Here is a 20857-nt window from a genome sequence, read left to right as displayed (position 1 = left end):
GCTGCGAAACAACGGTCCGGGTAGGCAGGGATCAAGCACGTTGACAGTGCGGATGTTCTTGCGCGAGTTGCGGCATGATCACGATGGCAGGTCGAAAGACGTTGACTGTGGTTCGTCATTGACTGTCGTCAGTGCCCTTCGGCCAGAGCAAGGCGAAGGGCTGCGAGGAAATCCCGACGACGTCTTTGTCGTAGTCGGCGGACATCAGCAAATCCCGCTCAAGAAGGCTCTCGAACCCCACGTGAGCACGAACGGTGCTGGACCACCACGAGCCCTCGTAATTGCGTTTGCCCGGCCAAGCGAAGAACGAACGCACCGGCAGCTCCGACTCGAACCGCTGCGAAGCCACATCGTCTGACAACGCAGCGTCGGCCATGCCTGCCTTGAAACGGCCCAGCACGCGCACCGAACCGGTCGCGTTCGTCGGCAAAGACCTCAGTCCACCTACACCCACACTGACACGTTAGACGAGACAAGAGGCCCAATCCCGCAGGCTGACCGATTAGATGAGAAAACTGACAACAATGTTGAGACCGGACATCGGACGGCCCACCCGGGTAGGACACCACCGCGGAGCCACGCCGATAATTGATCTTCTGTCCGCTGTGGCAGAGGGCGCCTGATGCTCCGGCCGGAATTCCGTGCCGGCAGGGTTCCTGGCGCAGGTTCAGAGTGGCCGAGCCCCCGTCTTGGGGAGCGCGGCTGAAATGCTCTGGACTTGTGAAAAGTGGGTGACATCGCGCCCTATGGCTCAGGGCGTCACGTAGGAGTTAGCTAGCAGCCATTTCGTGCGCGAACTCCAGGGACTCCACAGCAGCCGGGCGAAGCCGCGACAGCATCTTGGCGCTGGCCGCCTCCACAAAGCCATGGAACAGCGCTTTCTCTTCCGCGATCTGCTCCGGGTGCCACTGCACCCCCACGCAGAAGCCTGCGCCGGGAAGCTCAATTGCTTCGACTATCTGGTCTTCACTCCAAGCTGTGGCGATGAGCCCTTCGCCAAGGCGGTCCACGGCCTGGTGGTGCGAAACGGGAACGGCTTCCAATGCGTCAGCCCCCAAGAGACGGCCAAGCCGGGAATCGGGCCGAATGTCGACACGGATTCCATTGAACTGGTAGCCGCCCAGCTGGTAATGCCCGGTTCCCAGGACGTCGGGCAGGTGCTGATGCAGGGTGCCGCCGAGCGTGACGTTGAGCAACTGTTCACCCCTGCAGATGCAGAGAAGAGGAACATCCTGGCGGATCGCTTCGAGGATCAGGGCGGCTTCCCACTCGTCGCGTTCCGTCCGGGGAGAGTCCGTTTCCGGATGCGGCTCCTGGCCGTATCGGGTCGGATCCACGTCCCAGCCACCGGGAATGACCAGCCCGTCCAGCCTGCTGACCAGGTGCTCGATCATGTCCCCGGCTGTGGGCTGCGGCGGGAGAAGGATCGGAACTGCGCCGGCGTCAAGGATAGGCGTGAGATATTTTTCGGGGAGGAATGCGGCGCGCACGTTGCCGCAGCCGTCGGTGCCGGCCGGCTCAAGATATGTGGTCAGGCCGATTATCGGCTTGATTGCGGTGTCTGCGGCATTCATGCACATGTCCTTCCGGGAAAACTACTACTGCAAGGCTACGAACGGCATGTGTACTCCGTGTTACAGGGCCGTCACTGTTGCGTATCCATGCCAGGCCGCCACCAGTTCATTGCCGCGGTAGGGACTAACAGCAACCTGTTCCCGCTCAACCCGACGCTGCAAGGATTCGAGCTGCACGAACCGCATGTGACGCTGGACAGCTCGCTCGTGGTGCGCGGCTCAACGGGCTGACCGACCTGCGCGAAGGAAAGCCCCGAGTGGGCCCTCGCGGTCGGGCGAAGGCGGTGCCAGGACCTGACTTGGCACCGCAACGGGCGACAAACGGGCCGGCGTCGCACACCACGCATGCCTCATCCAGCTACTCCAAAAAAGAGACATCCCAGCCCCTCTGGGCGACGGCTTGACGTAATATCCGCTATCACGTTCCGCCGGCTGGACGCTTTGCATTCGACCATTTTTGGACAACAGGATCAGAGTGTGAATGCTGCAACGAGGCGAGCGAGCGGCGGAGGCGCATGTCCGGCCGGCAATGCGTCGACCAGCAGTGGCGCGTACCGGACCTTGTTACCCCTGCGTCCTCCAAAGAACCGGCGCAACTGCGCCGTTATTGGCCGCTCTCGCAGTGACGGCTGGCGTTGGAGGAGCCGGAACGACGCGAGCTCGCCTTGAGCCGCGATGACTTTGAGCACGGCATCGATCCCAAGGCAGCGGATGAGTTCGTCCTCTAGATCGGCGTGACAGACGTGGAACCCAAGCTCGGCCAGCGAACCGGACCCGATACCTGCCCGGCCGAGCGCGCGGGCGATGCCACGAGATTCCCCTGCATCACACAGGCCGAACAACCGGTGGCCTGCGCCAATCGGGCCGTTGCGGTCGAGGAAGCGGACGATGCTGGTCGCGCCTCCCATCGATACGACCGACACCCGCAAGACTGTCAGGTCGTGGCCAAGGCGAAAGGCCAGCGTCTCGACCGCCAGCCGGTCACTCTCGCCCTCGACCAACACCGTCGTCGCCTGCATAGAACTAGTATCTCGGACGCCCAGCCGCGGCGGCTCTCGTGTCGTCGAGCGGTGCCGTTAGGGCCCCATCGCGCACGCGACACCTCAGGCGATCGTCCACAGAAGTCCCGCTCAGAGGAATGCACGCCTGCGGTCGATGGCAGAAGCCGCGGGAGCGTCCTCCACCACCGACAGGGGCAGACGCACCGGAATGTGGCCGAATGCCGTCGGCAACTACCGGACGCGCCTGGTGGACGCCGGTCTCATCGAACCAGCCGGATACGGCCTAGTGGACTTCGCCAGCATTTTTCGGACAGTGGTTCAAGCCCCGGGATAGGCAGCCGGGTCGGCCCTATTTGTTCAGCTTAGTGAGCGAACCGGTTGGTAGGTGGATCCAGCCCTCCTCACGCGCTGCAAGGCTCTGATCCGGGCCAGGAAGCAGGGTAGCCTGGCGGGCGGCCGCGCGGGCTGTCAGGGATGCGATGACCGAATCGAGCAGATCATCCGAGGCGATCAGCTGGTCCCTGTGCGCGTCAAGGTCCAGCCAAGGTGCCGCGGCGGTGAGATGGCTCAGAATGTCATCGCGGACTTCGGACTCCGGCGTCCCACGGCCCTTGTACCTGCGGGCCGAGATGCCCCATATCTTCAAGGAAGCAGCAGGGTAGACCTCGACAAGACGGTCCGTACCGCCCCTGGGTTGAACGCCCCAGAGACGCGCGATTTTGGCCTGAATGACTGCGCAACGCATGGCCGGATGCGCCAACCGATCCCCCGACACACTCAATGGAATCAGGCCCGTTGTGTGGGTGACGAACCGGTCAGTAGCCCGGTAGGCAAGCTCACGACGTCCCTCCAACCCGTCATGACGAAGCACCGCATCCGGATCTTCGCGGGAATGACCGAGCAGGAATGACAGGAAGGGCTGGGGCCAGCCAAGAGGGCAGCCGATACCGGTCACGTCTGATGCTCCGAAAAGCTCGACGACGGTTTCGTCGCTGACGCCGAGAGACAGGTGGACAAGCCGGGCCTGCCCGTCCCGCCACTCAATGACCGCAGCAGCCGTTCTCTTCGGATCCGCAGCCAGGTCAACCCCAAGAGTCTTCACGCTGTCACTCTAACCAGAACAGAAACCCCAAAGGCCGCCTTCTGCGTGCCAACCCGATGACACACTCCTATGCTTTGATCAAGCGGCCTGGACGAGCTTTTCCTCGTCGAAGGTGCCGAGTCTGAGTGGACCCGTGGAAAATTGTTCCATCGGCTTGTGTAGGCCAATTCGCCGTTGGCGTAAGGATCCTTCAGATGATGGTGTCGAGCGCTTCTTGGGCAACAAGCAGGAAGTCTTCCTGATTGCTCAGCTCCATAGAATCTTCCCCATAGCGGCATTCCGGCTGGACTTTGATGGTCCTGAAGCTGGATCAACGGCTACAGCCATAAGTCCAGTGCGGAAGAGGGGCTGAACTCGTTGTTCGCGCGGCGGGCTGACATTGCCGCACTGGAGCGAATGCGTGGTTTTTATGCGTATCTTGAACCGCCGTGGGGGATTTCGAAGCCACACATGTGCTGCGAGCTGTCCCGCCATTGGCAATCGTGAGCGCCGGTTCCTGATGCCGAACCCGCCGTCGTCCTGCTGCGCCTCGGGGCGCAGTTTGGCCCTGCTCCACTAGTTCGGTGATCCATGGCCGGCGGCCGCGGTGGAGCACCAGGCCCTCCGGCACGTCGTGGACGTACAGGGTGGAGCCGGAGATGTCCATGGTTCTCCGGCCGCTGCCCATCGGCGCGTTGCTGATGTGCAGGAGCCGTGGGAGCGGCTTGTCACCGCTGCCAACGCCGCCTCACGAAGCAGCGTATAAACCGGGTCCTCCAGCGGACTAACGGCGCGACCAGGAACCCAGGACTGGAACCCCACCGGCAACGCCGGATCAAGCGCTTCCGTGAACTCACCTCACCGGCGTCGACCTCACCATTCCCACTCAGGCTGCCCGCATCGTTGTGGCGTGGGACTGACGGCCGTGGGGCCGCCACTCTCCGGTCGATGTGACGCCGGGCGGGGTTCCCCCTTGACCGTCAGACGCAACGGTGCCGTAATAAAAATTGTCCAGGGTACGACGTTTGCAGGGCTGGCGGCGCGGAGGTGAAAAGCTACCGCGTTCCTGGCAAGGCTGGCGAAGGAATGCCATGCAGGCGAGTGGAGGAGACGATTGTGGACGTACTGGAGTCCGTGTCGAAGGGAATGCGGGTTGTTGATGTGTCGGGGAAGGATATAGGTACCGTCGAGCAAATCGTTCCGCCCAATGAGAAAGCAGAGGTGTTCGAAGAAGCTGTCGCCGCCTCCCAGCAAGACTTGATCACCCTCGGACTGAATTCCCTCTTCGGAAGGGAACCAAAAGTACCTGAGTTGATGGCGCGGCGGTTGTTCCACACGGGATACATCAAGATCGACGCCCGCGGTTTCTGGGGCAGTGACTCCTATGCGGCTGCCGATGCAATCACCCGGGTTGAAGAAGGAAAGGTGTACCTGAGCCTGACCCGGCACGAGCTTGCCGCCCAGGTATGACGCAATGGACCTCGTCTTCGTAAGCTGTCTCAAGCGTGAGGGCCTGCTGGGTCCGTGAAACCCGCATTAGATTTAATGCCCGGCTCTAAACTCGTGGCATCACTCCGCGCGAATCGTCCCTTGGCTGGCCTGCCGAGGCTGATTCGGGCCTTGGCATCATCTCTGTCGGCGTTCGCCAGTTTTCCTTCGTACACGGCGCGGTTGCCGCCGGGACTCCATCGCGCAATAATGGTTAGCAGAGCTAATTAGCATTGCTAATTAAAATCGCGGGAGGCGCGGCGGATTCAATGACCACAAATTCAGTGACGGATCACGGACATGGGAACAGCATCAGACCGGATGTCCTTGCCATTGACCTCCGGACCGCGGTGATGCGCACATCCCGGAGGCTCCGCGTCGAGGCGACCGGTGATGTCATAACGCCCGGGCAGTACACGGTCCTGGCCCAGCTGCGCAACGGCCCGCAGACCCTTCGCGAACTAGCGGAACGCGAACACGTGCAGGCGCCGTCGATGACCCGGATAGTCAACGCCCTCACAGATCAGGGCTTTGCCACCCGGACAGTCCACCCCGGGGACGGGCGCCAGATCCAGGTGGGGATTACTCCGGCCGGTGAGGATGTCCTCGCTGAAGCCCGCGAACAGCGCACCGCCTGGCTGGCCCAGCGGGTGGCCGGGTTAAGCGAAGAAGACCGCCTCATCCTCAGCCGCGCCGCGCACATCATGCAGCAATTGAGCGCGAAATGAGCGCCATGTTCCGGTCGCTCGAGAACCGCAACTACCGGTTGTGGGCAGGAGGGGCACTCGTCTCTAACATCGGCACCTGGATGCAGCGGGTGGCGCAGGACTGGCTCGTCCTGACAGTCCTCACCGACCACTCCGGCACCGCCGTCGGCATCACCACCGGATTGCAGTTCCTCCCCATGCTGCTCCTCGGCCCCTACGCGGGAGTCCTCGCGGACCGTTTCAGGAAACGTATGATCCTGCTGTGGACACAGACAGCAATGGGCCTCTGCGGGCTGGCAGTAGGACTTCTGGTGGTGACCGGATCGGCACAGCTTTGGCAGGTCTATGCAGCCGCCCTGTGCCTGGGACTGGCCAGTGCCATTGACGGACCCGTCCGCCAGGCCTTCGTCTCGGAATTGGTGGGCCAGGAACACGTTGCTAATGCAGTGTCCCTGAACTCCGCATCGTTCAATACCGCCCGGCTCACCGGCCCTGCCATCGCCGGCGTGCTGATTGCCTGGGGCGGCACCGGACCGGTCTTTCTCCTCAACGCTGCCAGCTTCGCGGCGGTCCTGCTCTCATTGTGGCGGATCCGCACCTCCGAGCTGGCCTCGGCCGTTCCGGCAACCCGAAGCAAGCACCAGGTGGCCGAGGGCCTGGGCTACGTGCGGCGGCGCCCGGATCTGGTCCTCATTCTTGTCATGGTTGGGATCCTCGGCGCGTTCGGCATGAACTTTCCCATCACCAACGCGCTCATGGCCACCGCCGAATTCCGAATGGGCCCCGGAGAATTCGGCCTCCTGGGCTCCATCATGGCTGCAGGGACACTGGCCGGTGCCCTCCTCGCGGCCCGCAGGTCCGGCCCGCGGCTGCGTTTCCTCCTCGGCGGAGCCCTGGGACTAGGGTTCTTCACGCTGATAGCCAGCATCTCGACGTCGTTCTGGCTCTACGCAGCGATCCTGGTTCCAGTAGGCCTGGCTTCCATCACCTTCCTCAACAGCTGCAACACCAGCATCCAACTCTCCGTTGACCCACAGTTCCGGGGCCGGGTGCTTGCCCTCTACCTCGCCGTCCTCCAGGGCGGGACCGCCCTCGGCGCACCGCTGATGGGATGGATCGGAACGGAATTCGGCGCCCGCTGGGCGGTGGCCGCCGGCGGCACCATCGTGTTGCTGACGGGCCTCTTCTCCGTAATCACCATCAGCCGGAACAGCCCGCTGACCTTCCGCGCGCAACTTAGGACCGCGTTCCCGGGTAAGAGCGCAGCCCGCACCTCCTAAAAACGCTAGCAGCATAAGCCTCAAACAGTTTCAGAACTGCCTCGGGATGGGCTTGCTCAACGTAACGCCGCTGACGCTGCTGGCAGTTCCTCGGCCCCCGCCGTCCCTCAGCCAAGGAAGTGGGACACCTCGACGGGGATGGGAATCACACCGGAATCAGCTCCTGTCAAGACCGTTTGGGCGCACAGAACTCGTCAGGTCGTACGAACTTACCCAGGGCGTCATGCAGCACCCGATCCGTACGGACGCGTGATCGCCTCGAGGAAATGCCCGTCAGGATCCGCGAAGTAGACGCCACGTCCGCCGTCGTTGTGGTTGATCTGCTGCGGGCGGGACCGTCCCGGGTCCGCCCAGTAGGGGATGCCCTGGGCCTGGATCCTTGCGAAGATTCCGTCGAAGTCCTCTTCGCTGACCAGGAACGCGTAGTGCTGCGGGGAGATGGGCCGGTCCGCCGTGGCGAAATCGAGGGCCACTCCGTGGTCGAGGGGCACGGTCATGAAGGACCACATGGCTTGGGGTTTCGGCAGTCCGAGCACCTTGGCCAGGAACTCCGCCGAACGGCGCTTGTCCGTTGCGTAGACGATGGTGTGGTTGAAAGTGACCGTCATTGTGACCTCCTCGGGTGTTTTGTCTGCAACCATCTACGTCCAGCGCTCTTCAGATTTCAAGAGCGCCCGCCACGTCCTATCATGGGTCAGCGGCTACCTCCGACGCCGATGGCTTCCGAGGGGGCGATGTGGGCCTTCCCTTCGTCGTGCCGGGGAGGGCCCGGACGGGAAGCGCACGAACGCGCGACTAGCGTGAAGATCCGATCAGGTTTTGGCGAGCGGCAGCACCAGCATGTAGCCGGTCGGCAGATTGCTGCTCCAGCGTCGCGGCTCGCGGACGACGAACTGCGTCGCCAACTGCTCGGGGGTGAGCAGGGCGTTGGGCGCGGGGGACGGTCCCCACTGCTCGTCGCCGTACGGGTAGAGCGGATCTTGGACGCGGATGCCAGTGACCGAGAACTTTGGGAACTGGTCGGGGTCGCCGAGTGACGTGAAGCCGCTCATCACCCATACGTGGCGACCGCGCCACATGACCAGCCCGCCCAGCGACTAAGCTGTTGAAAAGCTGAGCGAGAAATCCTCGGCCGAGCCGTCGTGCTCGGGTGGCAGCTAATCACACTCCCGAGTACCCGACGCGATCTTCTCCAGTTTGAATGTGGCGGGCAACCTGTAATCGATCGCTCGACGACCATCATGCTGAAGCAAACGCCAGGGCATCAGAATGACAACACCACGCATCACTGAGGTTTGCGGTAAAGGTACGACGGCCGTGTCGTGAGGGCGGCAGGGATTTGTGGTCACAGAAACATTTCAATTTGATGGATTTACAGGAACGCCTCTAGTCCAGCACAGCGTCGCGATGTGATGGTGGACTCCCTGGTCTCGCATCGCATTGCATCCTAGGAGGACATCGTGGAACCCACCCAGTATCGGATAGTTCTGCGGTCGGGCCTGCTGCCAGCAGCCGGCCTCGCGTTCGCCCTCGCTCTCTCCGGGTGCGGCTCAGGCGCCCCGGCGGCCGGACCCGCTTCGGCGAGCCCGCCGCCGTCGTCGAGCCCCGCGCCGTCCGCCACGGCGCCCACGGCAACTCCGTCGGCTGAGACGAAGACGTTCGCCTTCACGACGCAGAGGCTCTCGCTCCGCTACCCGGCGGCGTGGACGGCCGAGTCGCGCACATCCCCCCGCGGCCCGATCACGGGGGAGTTCGTCACGTTCGAGGAAGCCACGGGCCGGACCTTGTTCACGGTGGCCAGCGGCTTCAGCAGTTATGACTACGGCTGGCCGGTTCGGCGCACGGTCATCGAGTCCGGCGCGGTCCCCGGTCTGTCCCAGGCTGGCTGGACGCCGGTGTATCAGTATGCCTTTTACGCAGAGGAGCCCCTCTCTGGACCGGGGTCCGGCACGGTATGCACGCTCGCCCTGGTCCGTGAGGTTCCCCCTGACGGTGTGGGGATGCTCCGCGGGCTGCCGACGGGGGAACCCACGGCAGTGCCATCCAGCTGGACCGGCCCCTTCCTCGGGGTCGAGCTGAGCCAAGACATCGAGAAGTGCGGGGATGTTGCCGCGGCCAGGGCGTGGTGGGCATCACAGGAGGGGCAGCAATTCAAGGCCGTGCTGCTCAGCCTGACGGCGTCTTGACGGCGCCCCTGTGTGGGCGAGGGTTTCCCGACACGGCCGGTCATCCGCCTGGCTGCATCCCAGGTGAAGGTGCTGGTGGTCAGCGACCCGGTGGCCAGCGGCGCTACCGGTGTCAGCAGCTGGACAAGGCCATGAGCGGGCACGAAACAGCGCCACGGAGAGTACTCCGTGGCGCTTGTTTGCTCATGAATTGCTTGACTTTATGAACTGCTCGACTGCAGCTTGCGTTCCGAAATGTGCTCCACCAGTTCGCCCACACGCTCCTCCGAGTAATTGCGCGCGATGTCACCCTGGCTGATGATGCCTACCAACTTGTGGTCAGCAATGACCGGGAGCCGCCGGACCTGGTACTTCTCCATCATTTCGATGGCGGCGTCAACGTTCGCATCGGCGTCAATCCAGTGCGGCCTGCCCGTGGCGAGGTCGCGGGCCGTCACCTCGCGTGGATCACGGCCCACGGCCAAGCACTTGAGCACGATGTCCCGGTCAGTGATCATGCCCTTCAACTTGCCGTCGTCACCACAGATCGGCAACGATCCGCAGTCCAGATCCAGCATCATCCGGGCGGCATCTACGAGGGACTGGTTTTCCTTAATACACTGTGCATCCGTAGTCATGAATTCACGTACGGCACTCATTGCTCCTCCTTCATCGATTGTATCGACGCAGAGTCACCGGGCACATGCGCCGATGCTGCCAGCGTACGCCGGGGCCAGCGCCGATGTCGACGGCGGTTTTTCCCCTGTTTGGGAGCTCCCGTCCACCACCACGGAACCTTGCGGGACGTGGGCCCAGCCCGACGGCGGTACCGGCAGCGAAGGCACGGTTCCTGCTCAAGCGTCCGGGGAAGCGCACAGAATGAAGTGTTCCACCAGCGGCTCCTTTGCCTCAGCCCGGCTGACAATCGAGAGCTCGACCAGATCCGCGCGTTCCTTTATCTGTCGCCACATTAGGTCATCCGGCTGTTGCCGGACGGACGATTCCGGGGCCAGCGTAACCCCCAGCCCGCACCTGACCATGGCCAGTTGGGAATTAATCGAGTTGGCGTAGTGCTGTGCCTCCGGACTGAAGCCCACCTGCCGGCACGCGGCAACGAGTTCGTCGTGGTAGTCCGCGCCGCCGCAGAGGAGAAGGCAGGGCTACACCGGAAGCTTCCCTGTAGTCGCCAGCCGCCCCGGGCTCGACCACACGACAGTGCCGATCCATCGCGACAGAACATTCAACGAATAAAACCCGAAGTACAGGATGATGCCCCGTCGCCATCAACCCGAGCAGCGTGAACAAGCCGTCAGTTGCTGGCCGCCTGCCGGGTCCTGAACTCTGCGGCGGCATATACACCCAGGATCCGGACCTCGGTGGTGAAGAACTCCAGTTCCTCCAACGCTAGCTGCAGCGGCAGGTCCGCGGGGTGGCCCTCGACATCGGCCATGAACATGGTGGCAGCAAACTCGTTGCCCACCATGTAGCTCTCCAGACGGGTCATGTTCACGCCGTTGGTGGCAAAACCGCCCAGTGCCTTGTAGAGCGCGGATGGAACGTTCCGGACGCGGAACACGAAACTGGTCACTGCCGGTCCGGGCAACTCATCCCGGGTCGGCAGTTCCGCTTCCCGCGCTAGAACCACAAAGCGGGTGGTGTTGGACGGATCGTCCTCGACCCGAGAGGCCAGCACTTCCAGGCCGTAGATCTGGGCCGCGAGCGGGGGAGCGAGGGAGAGTTTGGCGGGATCGTTCCACTCCCGCACTTCGCGGGCAGAACCCGCCGTGTCGCCGGCGATGACGGGGCGCAGCCGTGCTTCACGGATCAGGCGCCGACACTGGCCCAGGGCGTGAATGTGGCTGTGGACCTCGGTGGCAGCCTCAATGGTGCTGCCGGGGATGCCAAGCAAGTCGAAGTGGATAGGCAGGAAGAACTCGCCGACGATCTGCAGACGGGACTCGGGGAGCAGGATGTGGATATCCGCCACCCGGCCAGCAATCGAGTTCTCGATCGGAATCATGGCCAGATCAGCCTCACCGCTGGCCACCAATTCGAAGACGTCCTCGAAGCTGGCGCACGGGACGCTTTCCAGCTCGGGGAACATCTGCTTGCACGCGATATGGGAGTTGGCGCCGGGCTCACCTTGGTACGCAATCTTCTGGGTCACGATCCGTATGCTTTCACGACCCACCCCCGCCCACCCAAACCGGGTCGCACCGAAGGTCACCAGAACCCGTCCTACCGTCCCGGCTGGGGCGCTCCTTTTGGGACACAGAATGCGAATACTCTACGATTGAGGCTCGATGGCAGCTTTTGACGAAACATCCGGTCAGCCGCGGTCCGCGTCACCGCGTGGGCCGGTCTTTGTCGACGCGTCAGGTCGGCGCCTGCGACGGGTCAAGTTCATCGGCCTCGGGGCCCTCGGGCTCGTGGCAGGGTATGTCGTCCTGCTGCTGGTTGCGTTCATCGGCGGCCCCAACATCGCGGCGCCGTACTTACCTCTGCCTCCCGCCCCGGCGGCTCTTCCGTCATCCCCGTCGGCGCCGGCTACCAATGCGGCTGGGCTCCATGAACGCGAAGCTGAACCGGCGGAGCCTGCAGCGCCGGCCGCTGTCCAGGCTCCGGTGACAGCGACTTCGGCCGTTCCGGTAGCACCACCAACCAATGGCAAGGGCATGCAACGTGCGGCCCCCTCCACCTCCGGATCCTCGCCTGCGCCCAGCACGGAACCGGCGAGCCAGGGCAAGAGCGCGACGGCTCCCGGCCAGACGACGCGACCGTCCGCGCCGACCCACCCGTGAGTGCAGGCCGCCTGAGCAAGGGTTCTGCTCCGGCCAGTGTCAGGGCACACTGGTTCATCCTTCTGACCGTCGTGTTTGCGCTGGGTGTCGCGCTCGTCGTGCAGGGGTACATGCATCACCTCGCTGGGATCGGCGACGACTCCGTGCCCGCGAGTGCGACCGCCAATACTGTCCCGAATGCCGTCTCTCAGGGTGGCCCCGTCGTCGACTCCCGCGGCGGGACGGTCCGTACCGTGCGTCCACCGGATCGCACTGTGGCACTGACGTTTGACGACGGACCGGACCCGGTCTGGACGCCTCAAATTCTCGAGGTCCTCCGGAAGCATCACGTTCACGCGACGTTCTTCGTGGTCGGCTCGGCGGCGATCGACAACCCCGACCTCGTGCGCCGCATCATCGCGGAAGGCCACGAGATCGGCGTGCACACACTCACCCATGCCGACCTCGGTACCGCGCCGACGTGGCGACAACAGCTCGAGGTCCAAGGTGCCCAGAACGCGATCGTCGGCATCACGGGGCGTGCGGCCTCCCTGCTGCGTCCGCCGTACAGCTCTGAGAACGGTGCGGTCACCGACGGCACCTGGTCCGCGATGCAAGCGTCGGCGGACGACGGCTACCTCACTGTGCTCAGCACCACCGACAGCGAGGACTGGCGACGGCCAGGCGTCGGGACGATCGAGCGGAATCTCCTTCCGTCCGGCCGGCAGGGGCAGGTGCTCCTGATGCACGACGGCGGCGGCGACAGGCAACAGACAGTCGCCGCTCTCGACTCCGCCCTGTCGCGATTCGCTGGCCAGGGCTATCGCGTGACCACCGTCGGCGACGCCGTCGGGATTGACAGCACGCGGCAGACGTCCAGCGTGGAACAGATCAGCGGAACGGCGTTCGTGTGGGGCATCCGGCTCAGCGGCTTCGTCGTCACGTGCATCTCCTGGGCGCTCGTTGCGGCCGGCATCGTGACGCTCATCCGGGCCGTCCTCGTGGTCAGTTTCGCGGCGCGCCATAGCCGCGCCGCACGCCGCGTCCGGGCGGCCGGCCGCGGTCGACGCCGGGTGGACGTGCCAGTCCAGCCCGAGATCACGGAGCCGGTCAGCGTGATCGTCCCGGCGTACAACGAGTCGGCCGGCATCGAAGCCGCGGTCCGATCCATCGTCGCCTCGACCCATCCAGTTGAGATCATCGTGGTCGACGACGGGTCGACCGACGGAACTGCAGACATCGTGGAAGCGCTTGGCCTTCCGGGCGTCACGGTGATCCGGAAGGAGAACGGTGGCAAACCGTCGGCCCTGAACGCCGGGCTTGGCGTTGCCAGCTACGATCTTGTGGTGATGGTCGACGGCGACACTGTCTTCGAACCGGACACGGTTCATGCCCTCGTTCAGCCATTCGCCGACCCACAGGTAGGTGCGATTTCGGGGAACACCAAGGTCGCCAACCGGGGAGGCATCCTCGGCGCCTGGCAGCACATCGAGTACGTCGTTGGCTTCAATCTGGACCGCAGACTGTTCGACGTCGCGGAGTGCATGCCGACCGTCCCCGGGGCTATTGGTGCCTTCCGCCGCGATGCCCTTCTCCGGGTCGGCGGAGTCAGCGACGACACGCTCGCAGAGGACACGGACCTGACCATGTCACTGTGCCGCGACGGCTGGCGCGTCGTGTACCAGGACGACGCGAGGGCGTGGACGGAGGCACCCGCGAGCCTCGGTGCCTTGTGGCGCCAGCGGTACCGCTGGTGCTACGGCACGTTGCAGGCCATGTGGAAGCACCGCGGCGCCGTGGTGCAGGGAGGACCGGCCGGCAAGCTTGGCCGCCGTGGGCTCGGCTACCTGCTCGTCCTCCAGGTACTGCTTCCCTTGTTCGCGCCCGTTGTCGATGTCTTTGCTGTCTACGGCCTGATCTTCCTCGATCCATTCCGGATCGTGGCACTCTGGCTCGCCTTCCTTGTCGTTCAATTCCTCATGGCCGCCTACGCGTTCCGGCTCGACAATGAGCCGCTTCGCCCGCTGTGGACGCTTCCACTTCAGCAGTTCGTGTATCGGCAGCTCATGTATCTCGTGGTCATCCAGTCGGTGGTCACCGCCTTGGCCGGCGTGCACCTGCGGTGGCACCGAATGGAGAGGTACGGCAGCCTGCGCGTCCCGCCCGCCACTCAGGGCCAAGCGTAGGCGTGCAAGAACTCCTGAGACTATGGCGTCCGCGTGGCGTGTGTGGCCAGTTCCTACCTTCACACCTTTGGGCTTAGGCTGGAGAATTTTCCTTTCTCCAGCCCTAACGCCATCTGAATCTGTTGTGGTTGAGTGAAGCTATGGCTGCTGCCATAGAGGATTATGCGTTGCTTTCGGATCTACAAACCGGGCCTCTCGTCTCCCGCACGGGCAGCGTGGACTGGCTTTGTTTCCCCCGTTTCGACTCCCCGTCGTTATTTAGTGCCCTCATAGGAACAGGCGATCACGGTCGGTGGCTATTGGCTCCAGCCCATCCCGGCGCTGCCGTTGTTGATCGGCACTACGTAGATTCGACGTTTGTGCTGCAAACCACCTGGGAAACAGTCTCGGGACGGGTCTTGGTGACAGACTTCATGCCGGTGGGGTTCGGGGGGTCATCGCTCTTGCGTCGAATCACGGGGCTGGACGGAACCATCGAGATGCACCAGCAGCTCATTATCAGACCCGGCTATGGCGCCGTTGTGCCCTGGGTGAGCCGTGTACGAGACCATGCAGATCCTGAGGGAACGGTCCTGTTGGCCATGGCGGGTCCGGATGCGATCGCCCTGAGGGGACCGCACCTTCCCCACGCCTATGCACACGGGCATGAGGGAAACTTCGACGTTTCAAAAGGCGAAACTGTCGACTTCGAACTGTCCTGGTTCCCATCTCACCGCGAGGTTCCGACGGCCCTTGATATCGATGACGCACTAGAACAAACCGTTCATTACTGGACGCGGTGGGGCAGTCATTGTCGCCAGGAGGGGGCATATGGGAAGGCCGTTCAGCGTTCATTGTTAGTGCTGCGAGCCCTCACGGACTATGAGACGGGCGGCATCGTCGCGGCGCCGACAACATCCCTGCCAGAGGACTTCGGCGGACCGCGGAACTGGGACTACCGTTACTGCTGGCTACGCGATGCTGCCTTGACACTCGAATCCATGCTGACCCATGGCTATGAGGCCGAGGCCCTTCAATGGCGCAACTGGCTGCTTCGGGCTCTCGCCGGCGATCCGGAGAGTCTGCAGATCATGTACGGCGTGGGCGGAGAACGGGATCTACCTGAGAGGGAGCTTGCCCATCTGCCCGGATACCGGGATTCCAAGCCTGTGCGCATTGGAAACGCCGCCGTCGCTCAATTCCAGGCCGACGTAGTCGGTGAGGTCATGGTGGCATTGGAGCGGCTGCGCCTGGCCGGAGGCAAGGAAGACCACTTCTCCTGGGCCCTGCAGCGCCTACTGTTGGGTTTTGTCGAGAAACACATTGAGGACCGCGACTTCGGATTGTGGGAGATGCGCGGCAATGCCCAGTACTTCACACATTCCCGGGTGATGATGTGGGCCGCCTTCGATAGTGGCATCCGGGCTATACGGGACCACGGAATGACCGGTGCCGCTGATCATTGGGAAGATCTCCGAGAGCGACTGCGGATGGAGATCATGCATGAGGGATTTGACCCGGACCTGAACTCCTTCACGCAGACTTACGGCGGAGGGCAAACCGATGCGGCCTTACTGGTGATGCCCCAGGTCGGTTTCCTTGCCTACGACGATAAGCACATGCTGGGAACCGTCGCTCGGCTGGAGAAGGAACTCCTCACCGACGGCGGCCTGTTACTGCGCTACCGTACGGAGAGCGGGGTCGACGGGCTGGATCCCGGAGAGCACCCTTTCCTTGCGTGCTCGTTTTGGCTCGTGGAACAGTATGCGCGCACAGGCCGCGAGGCCGACGCTACGATCCTCATGGACAAGTTAGTGGGGTTCTCCAACGAGCTTGGCCTGCTAAGTGAAGAGTACGCGGTGAGGGAACAACGGATGGCCGGCAACTTTCCACAGGCATTCTCGCATCTGGCCCTCGTGAGAGCGGCGGACGCCATGCACGGCGTTGACCGTCTCAGCCTGGCCGTTAGGACTGGAGTGTGACGCGCAGGCACCCAATCATCGGGCCAGCAAACACGAACCGTTCCGGACCGTCCAGCGGCCGTTCCAGGCAAGCAGGGATAAATCTCCGGGCTGACACTGCCGGAGCCGGATGGTCACCGCATCGGCGGTGCTTTGCCAGATCGGTCTCAATCTGGCACGGCCGCTCATCTCCTATAAGGTGTTGGCCCTCGGCGGCGACTCGGTTGCAGTTGGCCTGGCCTCTGCCTCCTTCGCCCTCCTTCCGGTGGCGATCGCCCTGTGGCTCGGGCGAATGTCCGACCACAGAACATCGATGAAGGGCATCACCCTGGTAGGGACGCTCCTACTCGCAGCCGGTCCGCTCCTGCTATCTGCGGCCCCATCCCTGCTGCTCGTCGGTGTCGCCAGCGCAGTGCTGGGTATCGGACACTTGTGCTTCACGATTGCTGGACAGTCAGCCATCGCCAGATTTGTCCCGCTTAGCCGCATGGATACAGCCTTCGGCTGGTTCACCGCGGCATTCTCCCTGGGCCAGCTCGTTGGCCCACTCGTTGCAGGCCTGGCAATGGGATCGGCAGGAAACGTGCCCGCCACCGCCCGGCTCTTGGACGCCAATGCGGCATTGATACTCGCCGGTGCAGTGTCGGTGCTAGCCATTCCGGTGGCTCTGGGGGCATCGGCGAAGGAAGGCGCAAGCGCCCGGGAGACCTCAGCGGCGGCGCCGGCGAAGTCATCCACATCGAAGTCCGTGGCCCACCTTCTTGGCATCCCCACGGTAAAGTCCAACATGCTCGCCAGCCTTGCATTGCTGGCCACGACCGACATTATTGTTGCGTTCCTCCCGTTGCTTGGAGAGGAAAACGGGATCGTCCCAATCGGAATCGGCGTCCTTCTGGCCATCCGGGCGGCCGCCTCGATTACGTCCCGTTTGCTCCTCCCCGTCATGCTGTCCCGATGGAGCAGAACCGGGCTCATCACCGCCAGCCTCGCGGAGGCGGGTATCACCTTGGCCATCCTGCCGTGGGTGTTCGGCAATCCCGTGCTGGCGGCGGTCCTCTTGGCCATCGTGGGGTTCTTCCTGGGACTGGGACAGCCGATCTCGATGACACTCATCACCCAGGCGGTTCCTCCGGACGCGCGAGGGGCGGCACTGGCGCTGAGACTGCTGGGCAACCGGCTCGGACAAGTCGCCCTGCCGGTCGGTGCAGGATTGCTTGCCCCACCAACCGGACCAGGCGGCGCTCTTTGGATGTCCTCAGCAGTGTTGTGTGCCGCGTCGATAAAGTGGCCGAGGAAGCCCCCAGCCTCGCCATAGAGCCACCGATCCGGCGGCGGCCACCGCCGCGTACGTTGGCCCGCTCTTCAACCCCTGCTTACTTATCCAGAGGACGAGCGGACGGTGTCGCCGTACCCGGCGCCTCTGCAGCCGCCCCCGCGTACGACGCCGAGACCCGGCGGTAGACCGGGGTCAGGAAGGCCAGGAGCGCGGCCGCGATCATGATGATCCCGGCCATCAGGAACACCAAGGCGATGCCGCGGGAGGTGCCCTCGCCCAGCAGCGGGGCGAGCTGGGCGGCGCCCTCAGCGGACCGTGCGTACGGGATGATCCAGACCTGGGCGATCGGCGCGATGAGGAACGCGGTGATCGGCGCTGCCGCGGACTCGAACGCCATGGCGAATCCGAACACCCGGCCCTGCCGGTGCAGGGGCACCACCTGCTGGATGATCGTCTGCTCGGCGGCCTCCACGAAAGGCACCAGGACCAGGTACAGCCAGATCCCGGCGATGTACAGCCATGCCCATTCCCGCAGCGTGAAGACCGCACCGAGGACCCCCATCAGGATCACCGCGATGAGCATGGTGCGCAACGGGTTGGACCCGAGTCCGAGCTTGCCGATCAGAGCGCCACCCACGATGAACCCGGTGGCGCCGAACGCGAAGTAGGTCCCCCACAGCTCCACGGGGAACATCTCCAGGCCGTAGGGGTCCATCAACGCCATGTAGACGCCACCGATGAAGTTGTTGAACGTGGAGAACAGGATCAGCGCGAACAGTCCTGAAATGGCCAGCACGGCGGCGAGGGAGCCACGCAGGTCGAATCCGCCGTGTGCGTCCGTGGCGGCCGCGCGCACCTCCTCGGGCATGCGCAGCATGAGCAGGTGGGCGAAGGCCAGCGCCGTGAGCGCCAGGGCGACGACGATCGTCCAGCCCATGCCCAGTAGCCCGACCGACAAGCCGGAGAGTAGCGAGGTGACGATGAACATCAGTCCCTGCACCATGCCCACCAGCCCGTTGGCGTTAGCCCGCCGATCCGGCTCGATGAGGATGGTGACCGTGGTGGAGAGGGCAATGTTGCGCATGTTTTCCACCACCGCACCGATCAGGATGACCAGGGTAAAGACCCAGAACCATGGCTGTGTCAGGTCCAGGAGCCAGGCGGCGGGGGTCAGCAGGAACATGACCCCGGACAATACGAACATCACCAGGGTGAAGCCGGCGGCGAAGCGCATCACGGCCAGCTTGCGGTAGCGGTCCACAAAGGTGCCGAAGCTGATGCTGGAAAGGGCGATCAACAGCATGTAGGCGCCTCCGATCACCCCGGTGGCGATCACATTGCGCGTTTCCAGGTACACCCAGAACGTCAGGGCGAACCACAGGTAGCTGGTGGTGATGTTGGCCAGCGCGGTATTCACCAGGATCCCGGCGAAGGTGCGGGACCGCTGTGCGGGACTGCGCAAGGACGTGTCGACGGCGTCGGGATCGGCGAGGCGCGGGGCCTCGCCGACCTCGACCGGCGCCGAGGTGACCGCCGCATCCGCAGCGGCCCTGGGCGGGGCCGGTTCCTGCTCGGTCATGCGTCCCAGTTTACTGACAACTGACGGGCGGGACACCGTCGCCGCCGGCGGGGAAGTCCCCTGTAAAGGAATTCAGGCAGGAGGCCGTTTTAGCCCGTAGCTCAGCAGCACTATGCCGGACGGAAAGGGGCGGCACTCCAGGAGCTTTAGCGTCTTCCATCGGCTGATCCTGCCAAAGAAGGGCACTCCGCCGCCGAGGATAACCGGCACGACTGCGACGCCTGGACGGACGGCTCGCCCGCTACAAGATCCCCAAGTCCGTGGTGTTCGTTCATGAGATGCGGCGCACTGCCAGTGGGAAGATCCTCTAAGTGGACCTTCGGAATCAACTTGCCGAATGATGCTCGTGCCCATTCCAATCGGGGATTCCGGTCTACTCGCCGGTTCATTTTCGCCAGGAGGGTTTCCTCGGCGGTACGGGTGCGCCGTAGCTGCGGAATGCCACTCCTGCCCGTCGCCTTACTTGATGCGGCCTTCCGGGCCTAACGTTGGGCGTGTAGAACCGTCGACAGGAGCACCCCAATGATTACCCTGCAGATCGAACACCAGGTCCGGGACTTCGGCATGTGGAGGAGGGCTTTTGATAGTGACCCACTGGACCGCGCCGCTTCAGGGGTGCTGTCATACCGCATCTCGCGTCCGCTCGACCAGGAGGACTACGTGATGCTGGAGATGGATTTTGATACGCAGGAGGCCGCAGTCGACTTCCTGGCCCGGCTGCAGAACGACACGTGGAAAACCGGTGTGACGGCGCCTGCGTTGGTCGGTGAGCCATCGACCAGAATCATCGAGACGGTCGCCGTCGAGAAGGTAGCCGCCCCCTAACCCTTGTTCTGCGCTGTCACATGGGGGAGAGCTCCGGGGCCGGCGGAAACCGGCGAAGTACGGCGTGCGGACAAACTGTGCTCCGGATCGGCCTCGATGGGCGGGAGCACGATTTCACCGACCAAGCCCGGTTGGACGCGTTCTGTGTCGTACAGGAAGGCGCGGCGTTCGCCATATCCGGCCGAGTCATCGCTGACTACCCCGCCATTGATTCTTCGGGTTACGAACAGGAGCGGGCGGACTGTGAGGCCTGATCGATCTTCACATCGAAGTCCATGCCGGTGTCGTTTCCGGTGAGCCGGCGGATCAGGTACGCGCGGAGCGCGGCGTTGGTGGCGGTGTGCGCGCCTGGGAGGGCTTCACCGCTGAGCAGGGCGTAGGAGTCGCTGACGTGGAACACGGACAAGAAACAGTCCTCGAGTTCATCGGTCCGAAGGTTCAGGACGGTGTCGCGGAAACTGCCTTGCGCGCCTTTTTTGGGCACAGTTGTAACGGAAAATGTCACGGTGTTTGCCATGGAGCTGGTCCTTTGTAGCTTCCAGCCGGGCCCTTACCCAAGCCTCAATCGACCTTAACGGCTGCAATCCGCGAACGTAACCCTTACCGGACAGTAAGTTGATAAATTCGTAAATTCGGCAATTCCTGTCTAATGCCAACCGCGCACAGGGGAAATTTCTTCGCTCGCTGCGGGGACCCCATCGTCGGCGACGGACACGCGAGATGGCGAGGGCTGGTGCCTATACGGACCAGGCAAGGCGCTGCCGACGGCTGCCAGATCAGCAGGGAGACACCACATTCAAAGCCGTCAGCGACGAATAGGTAGATTGTCCCGCGGGTAGTCTCTCCCAACGGCTCTCCGTTCATCATCCCGTGTTCAGTCCCTGGCCCATCTTCGGTCCCCTGTCGCGGACCAGTTCCCGTGCAGAGTCCTGGGGACGATCTGCTGCTCCAACAGGCAACCCTTTAGAGTCCGTA

General features: G+C 63.6%; 17 protein-coding genes and 2 pseudogenes. 8 read left to right on the top strand and 11 right to left on the bottom strand.

The window, feature by feature from the left end; genetic code table 11:
- Window positions 1-115: 115 nt before the first annotated feature.
- From J7I89_RS13285 to J7I89_RS13270, 4 genes are all read right to left on the bottom strand, one after another.
- A complete protein-coding gene (locus J7I89_RS13285) occupies window positions 116-430 on the bottom strand; it encodes a hypothetical protein (protein ID WP_214971002.1) in 315 nt (104 codons plus the stop codon).
- A 340-nt stretch (window positions 431-770) separates the two neighbouring features.
- The gene (locus tag J7I89_RS13280) at window positions 771-1574 is read right to left on the bottom strand and encodes a gamma-glutamyl-gamma-aminobutyrate hydrolase family protein (protein ID WP_214971000.1); all 804 of its coding nucleotides are present in this window, start codon (window positions 1572-1574) and stop codon (window positions 771-773) included.
- 470 nt (window positions 1575-2044) lie between these two features.
- Window positions 2045-2593, bottom strand: a complete 549-nt coding sequence (locus J7I89_RS13275) for a TOPRIM nucleotidyl transferase/hydrolase domain-containing protein (RefSeq protein ID WP_214970998.1) — start codon at window positions 2591-2593, stop codon at window positions 2045-2047.
- Between the two features lie 331 nt (window positions 2594-2924).
- Window positions 2925-3677: a DUF429 domain-containing protein gene (locus J7I89_RS13270; RefSeq protein ID WP_214970995.1), complete on the bottom strand. Its 753-nt coding sequence runs from the start codon at window positions 3675-3677 to the stop codon at window positions 2925-2927.
- A 1095-nt stretch (window positions 3678-4772) separates the two neighbouring features.
- Between J7I89_RS13270 and J7I89_RS13265 the strand changes: the two genes are divergently transcribed.
- The 3 genes from J7I89_RS13265 (at window position 4773) to J7I89_RS13255 (ending at window position 7131) form a co-directional block, all read left to right on the top strand.
- A complete protein-coding gene (locus J7I89_RS13265) occupies window positions 4773-5126 on the top strand; it encodes a hypothetical protein (protein ID WP_214970993.1) in 354 nt (117 codons plus the stop codon).
- A gap of 287 nt (window positions 5127-5413) precedes the next feature.
- Window positions 5414-5872 carry a MarR family winged helix-turn-helix transcriptional regulator gene (locus J7I89_RS13260; RefSeq protein ID WP_214970990.1) on the top strand — a complete coding sequence of 153 codons (459 nt, stop codon included), beginning with the start codon at window positions 5414-5416 and terminating at the stop codon, window positions 5870-5872.
- Window positions 5869-7131: an MFS transporter gene (locus J7I89_RS13255; RefSeq protein ID WP_214970987.1), complete on the top strand. Its 1263-nt coding sequence runs from the start codon at window positions 5869-5871 to the stop codon at window positions 7129-7131. Before J7I89_RS13260 ends, J7I89_RS13255 begins: the two co-directional genes overlap by 4 nt.
- A 221-nt stretch (window positions 7132-7352) precedes the next feature.
- Here J7I89_RS13255 and J7I89_RS13250 read toward each other — a convergent pair whose 3' ends face one another.
- Together J7I89_RS13250 and J7I89_RS13245 are read right to left on the bottom strand one after the other, a co-directional pair.
- Window positions 7353-7739, bottom strand: coding sequence for a VOC family protein (locus J7I89_RS13250; RefSeq protein WP_214970984.1), 387 nt, complete (start codon window positions 7737-7739; stop codon window positions 7353-7355).
- A gap of 204 nt (window positions 7740-7943) precedes the next feature.
- A pseudogene (locus tag J7I89_RS13245) lies at window positions 7944-8219 on the bottom strand (hypothetical protein); the annotation flags it as partial.
- Window positions 8220-8591: 372 nt separating this feature from the next.
- Between J7I89_RS13245 and J7I89_RS13240 the strand changes: the two are divergent.
- Window positions 8592-9317, top strand: coding sequence for a hypothetical protein (locus J7I89_RS13240; protein ID WP_214970981.1), 726 nt, complete (start codon window positions 8592-8594; stop codon window positions 9315-9317).
- Window positions 9318-9517: 200 nt separating this feature from the next.
- On the opposite strand, the gene J7I89_RS13235 is transcribed toward J7I89_RS13240, so the two are convergent.
- The 3 genes and pseudogenes from J7I89_RS13235 to J7I89_RS13225 form a co-directional block, all read right to left on the bottom strand.
- Complete coding sequence (locus tag J7I89_RS13235) at window positions 9518-9955, bottom strand: CBS domain-containing protein (RefSeq protein ID WP_214970978.1); 438 nt, start codon at window positions 9953-9955, stop codon at window positions 9518-9520.
- A 195-nt stretch (window positions 9956-10150) separates the two neighbouring features.
- Window positions 10151-10444, bottom strand: a pseudogene (locus J7I89_RS13230) (LysR substrate-binding domain-containing protein); the annotation flags it as partial.
- A 161-nt stretch (window positions 10445-10605) separates the two neighbouring features.
- Entirely contained in the window at window positions 10606-11463 is an 858-nt protein-coding gene (locus tag J7I89_RS13225; RefSeq protein WP_214970975.1) for a prephenate dehydratase, read from the bottom strand.
- A gap of 630 nt (window positions 11464-12093) precedes the next feature.
- On the opposite strand from J7I89_RS13225, the gene J7I89_RS13220 reads away from it, so the two are divergent.
- The 3 genes from J7I89_RS13220 to J7I89_RS13210 all read left to right on the top strand — a co-directional run bounded on the left by J7I89_RS13220 (window position 12094) and on the right by J7I89_RS13210 (window position 17517).
- Complete coding sequence (locus J7I89_RS13220; RefSeq protein ID WP_214970972.1) at window positions 12094-14262, top strand: bifunctional polysaccharide deacetylase/glycosyltransferase family 2 protein; 2169 nt, start codon at window positions 12094-12096, stop codon at window positions 14260-14262.
- A 122-nt stretch (window positions 14263-14384) separates the two neighbouring features.
- Window positions 14385-16223 carry a glycoside hydrolase family 15 protein gene (locus tag J7I89_RS13215; RefSeq protein WP_285290210.1) on the top strand — a complete coding sequence of 613 codons (1839 nt, stop codon included), beginning with the start codon at window positions 14385-14387 and terminating at the stop codon, window positions 16221-16223.
- A 109-nt stretch (window positions 16224-16332) separates the two neighbouring features.
- Window positions 16333-17517 (top strand): MFS transporter, encoded by a 1185-nt coding sequence (locus J7I89_RS13210; RefSeq protein WP_214970966.1) that lies wholly within the window; start codon window positions 16333-16335, stop codon window positions 17515-17517.
- Between the two features lie 58 nt (window positions 17518-17575).
- On the opposite strand, the gene J7I89_RS13205 is transcribed toward J7I89_RS13210, so the two are convergent.
- The gene (locus J7I89_RS13205; protein WP_214970963.1) at window positions 17576-19057 is read right to left on the bottom strand and encodes an MFS transporter; all 1482 of its coding nucleotides are present in this window, start codon (window positions 19055-19057) and stop codon (window positions 17576-17578) included.
- A 522-nt stretch (window positions 19058-19579) separates the two neighbouring features.
- Here J7I89_RS13205 and J7I89_RS13200 point away from each other — a divergent pair.
- Window positions 19580-19882 (top strand): hypothetical protein, encoded by a 303-nt coding sequence (locus J7I89_RS13200; protein WP_214970960.1) that lies wholly within the window; start codon window positions 19580-19582, stop codon window positions 19880-19882.
- A gap of 220 nt (window positions 19883-20102) precedes the next feature.
- Here J7I89_RS13200 and J7I89_RS13195 read toward each other — a convergent pair whose 3' ends face one another.
- Window positions 20103-20399 carry a hypothetical protein gene (locus J7I89_RS13195; protein ID WP_214970957.1) on the bottom strand — a complete coding sequence of 99 codons (297 nt, stop codon included), beginning with the start codon at window positions 20397-20399 and terminating at the stop codon, window positions 20103-20105.
- Window positions 20400-20857: the final 458 nt, after the last annotated feature.

Origin of the sequence: Arthrobacter sp. ISL-5, assembly GCF_018613835.1 — a bacterium.
Lineage (GTDB): Bacteria > Actinomycetota > Actinomycetes > Actinomycetales > Micrococcaceae > Arthrobacter.
This window is presented reverse-complemented; position numbering and strand designations above follow the sequence as displayed.

Bases quoted from the DNA above. Each gene is read 5' to 3' on its own strand.
- J7I89_RS13210 (WP_214970966.1), top strand. From the start codon at position 16,333: ATGGTCACCGCATCGGCGGTGCTTTGCCAGATCGGTCTCAATCTGGCA.
- J7I89_RS13275 (WP_214970998.1), bottom strand. From the start codon at position 2,593: ATGCAGGCGACGACGGTGTTGGTCGAGGGCGAGAGTGACCGGCTGGCG.
- J7I89_RS13205 (WP_214970963.1), bottom strand. From the start codon at position 19,057: ATGACCGAGCAGGAACCGGCCCCGCCCAGGGCCGCTGCGGATGCGGCG.
- J7I89_RS13255 (WP_214970987.1), top strand. From the start codon at position 5,869: ATGAGCGCCATGTTCCGGTCGCTCGAGAACCGCAACTACCGGTTGTGG.
- J7I89_RS13250 (WP_214970984.1), bottom strand. From the start codon at position 7,739: ATGACGGTCACTTTCAACCACACCATCGTCTACGCAACGGACAAGCGC.
- J7I89_RS13235 (WP_214970978.1), bottom strand. From the start codon at position 9,955: ATGAGTGCCGTACGTGAATTCATGACTACGGATGCACAGTGTATTAAG.
- J7I89_RS13280 (WP_214971000.1), bottom strand. From the start codon at position 1,574: ATGAATGCCGCAGACACCGCAATCAAGCCGATAATCGGCCTGACCACA.
- J7I89_RS13200 (WP_214970960.1), top strand. From the start codon at position 19,580: ATGATTACCCTGCAGATCGAACACCAGGTCCGGGACTTCGGCATGTGG.
- J7I89_RS13195 (WP_214970957.1), bottom strand. From the start codon at position 20,399: ATGGCAAACACCGTGACATTTTCCGTTACAACTGTGCCCAAAAAAGGC.
- J7I89_RS13260 (WP_214970990.1), top strand. From the start codon at position 5,414: ATGACCACAAATTCAGTGACGGATCACGGACATGGGAACAGCATCAGA.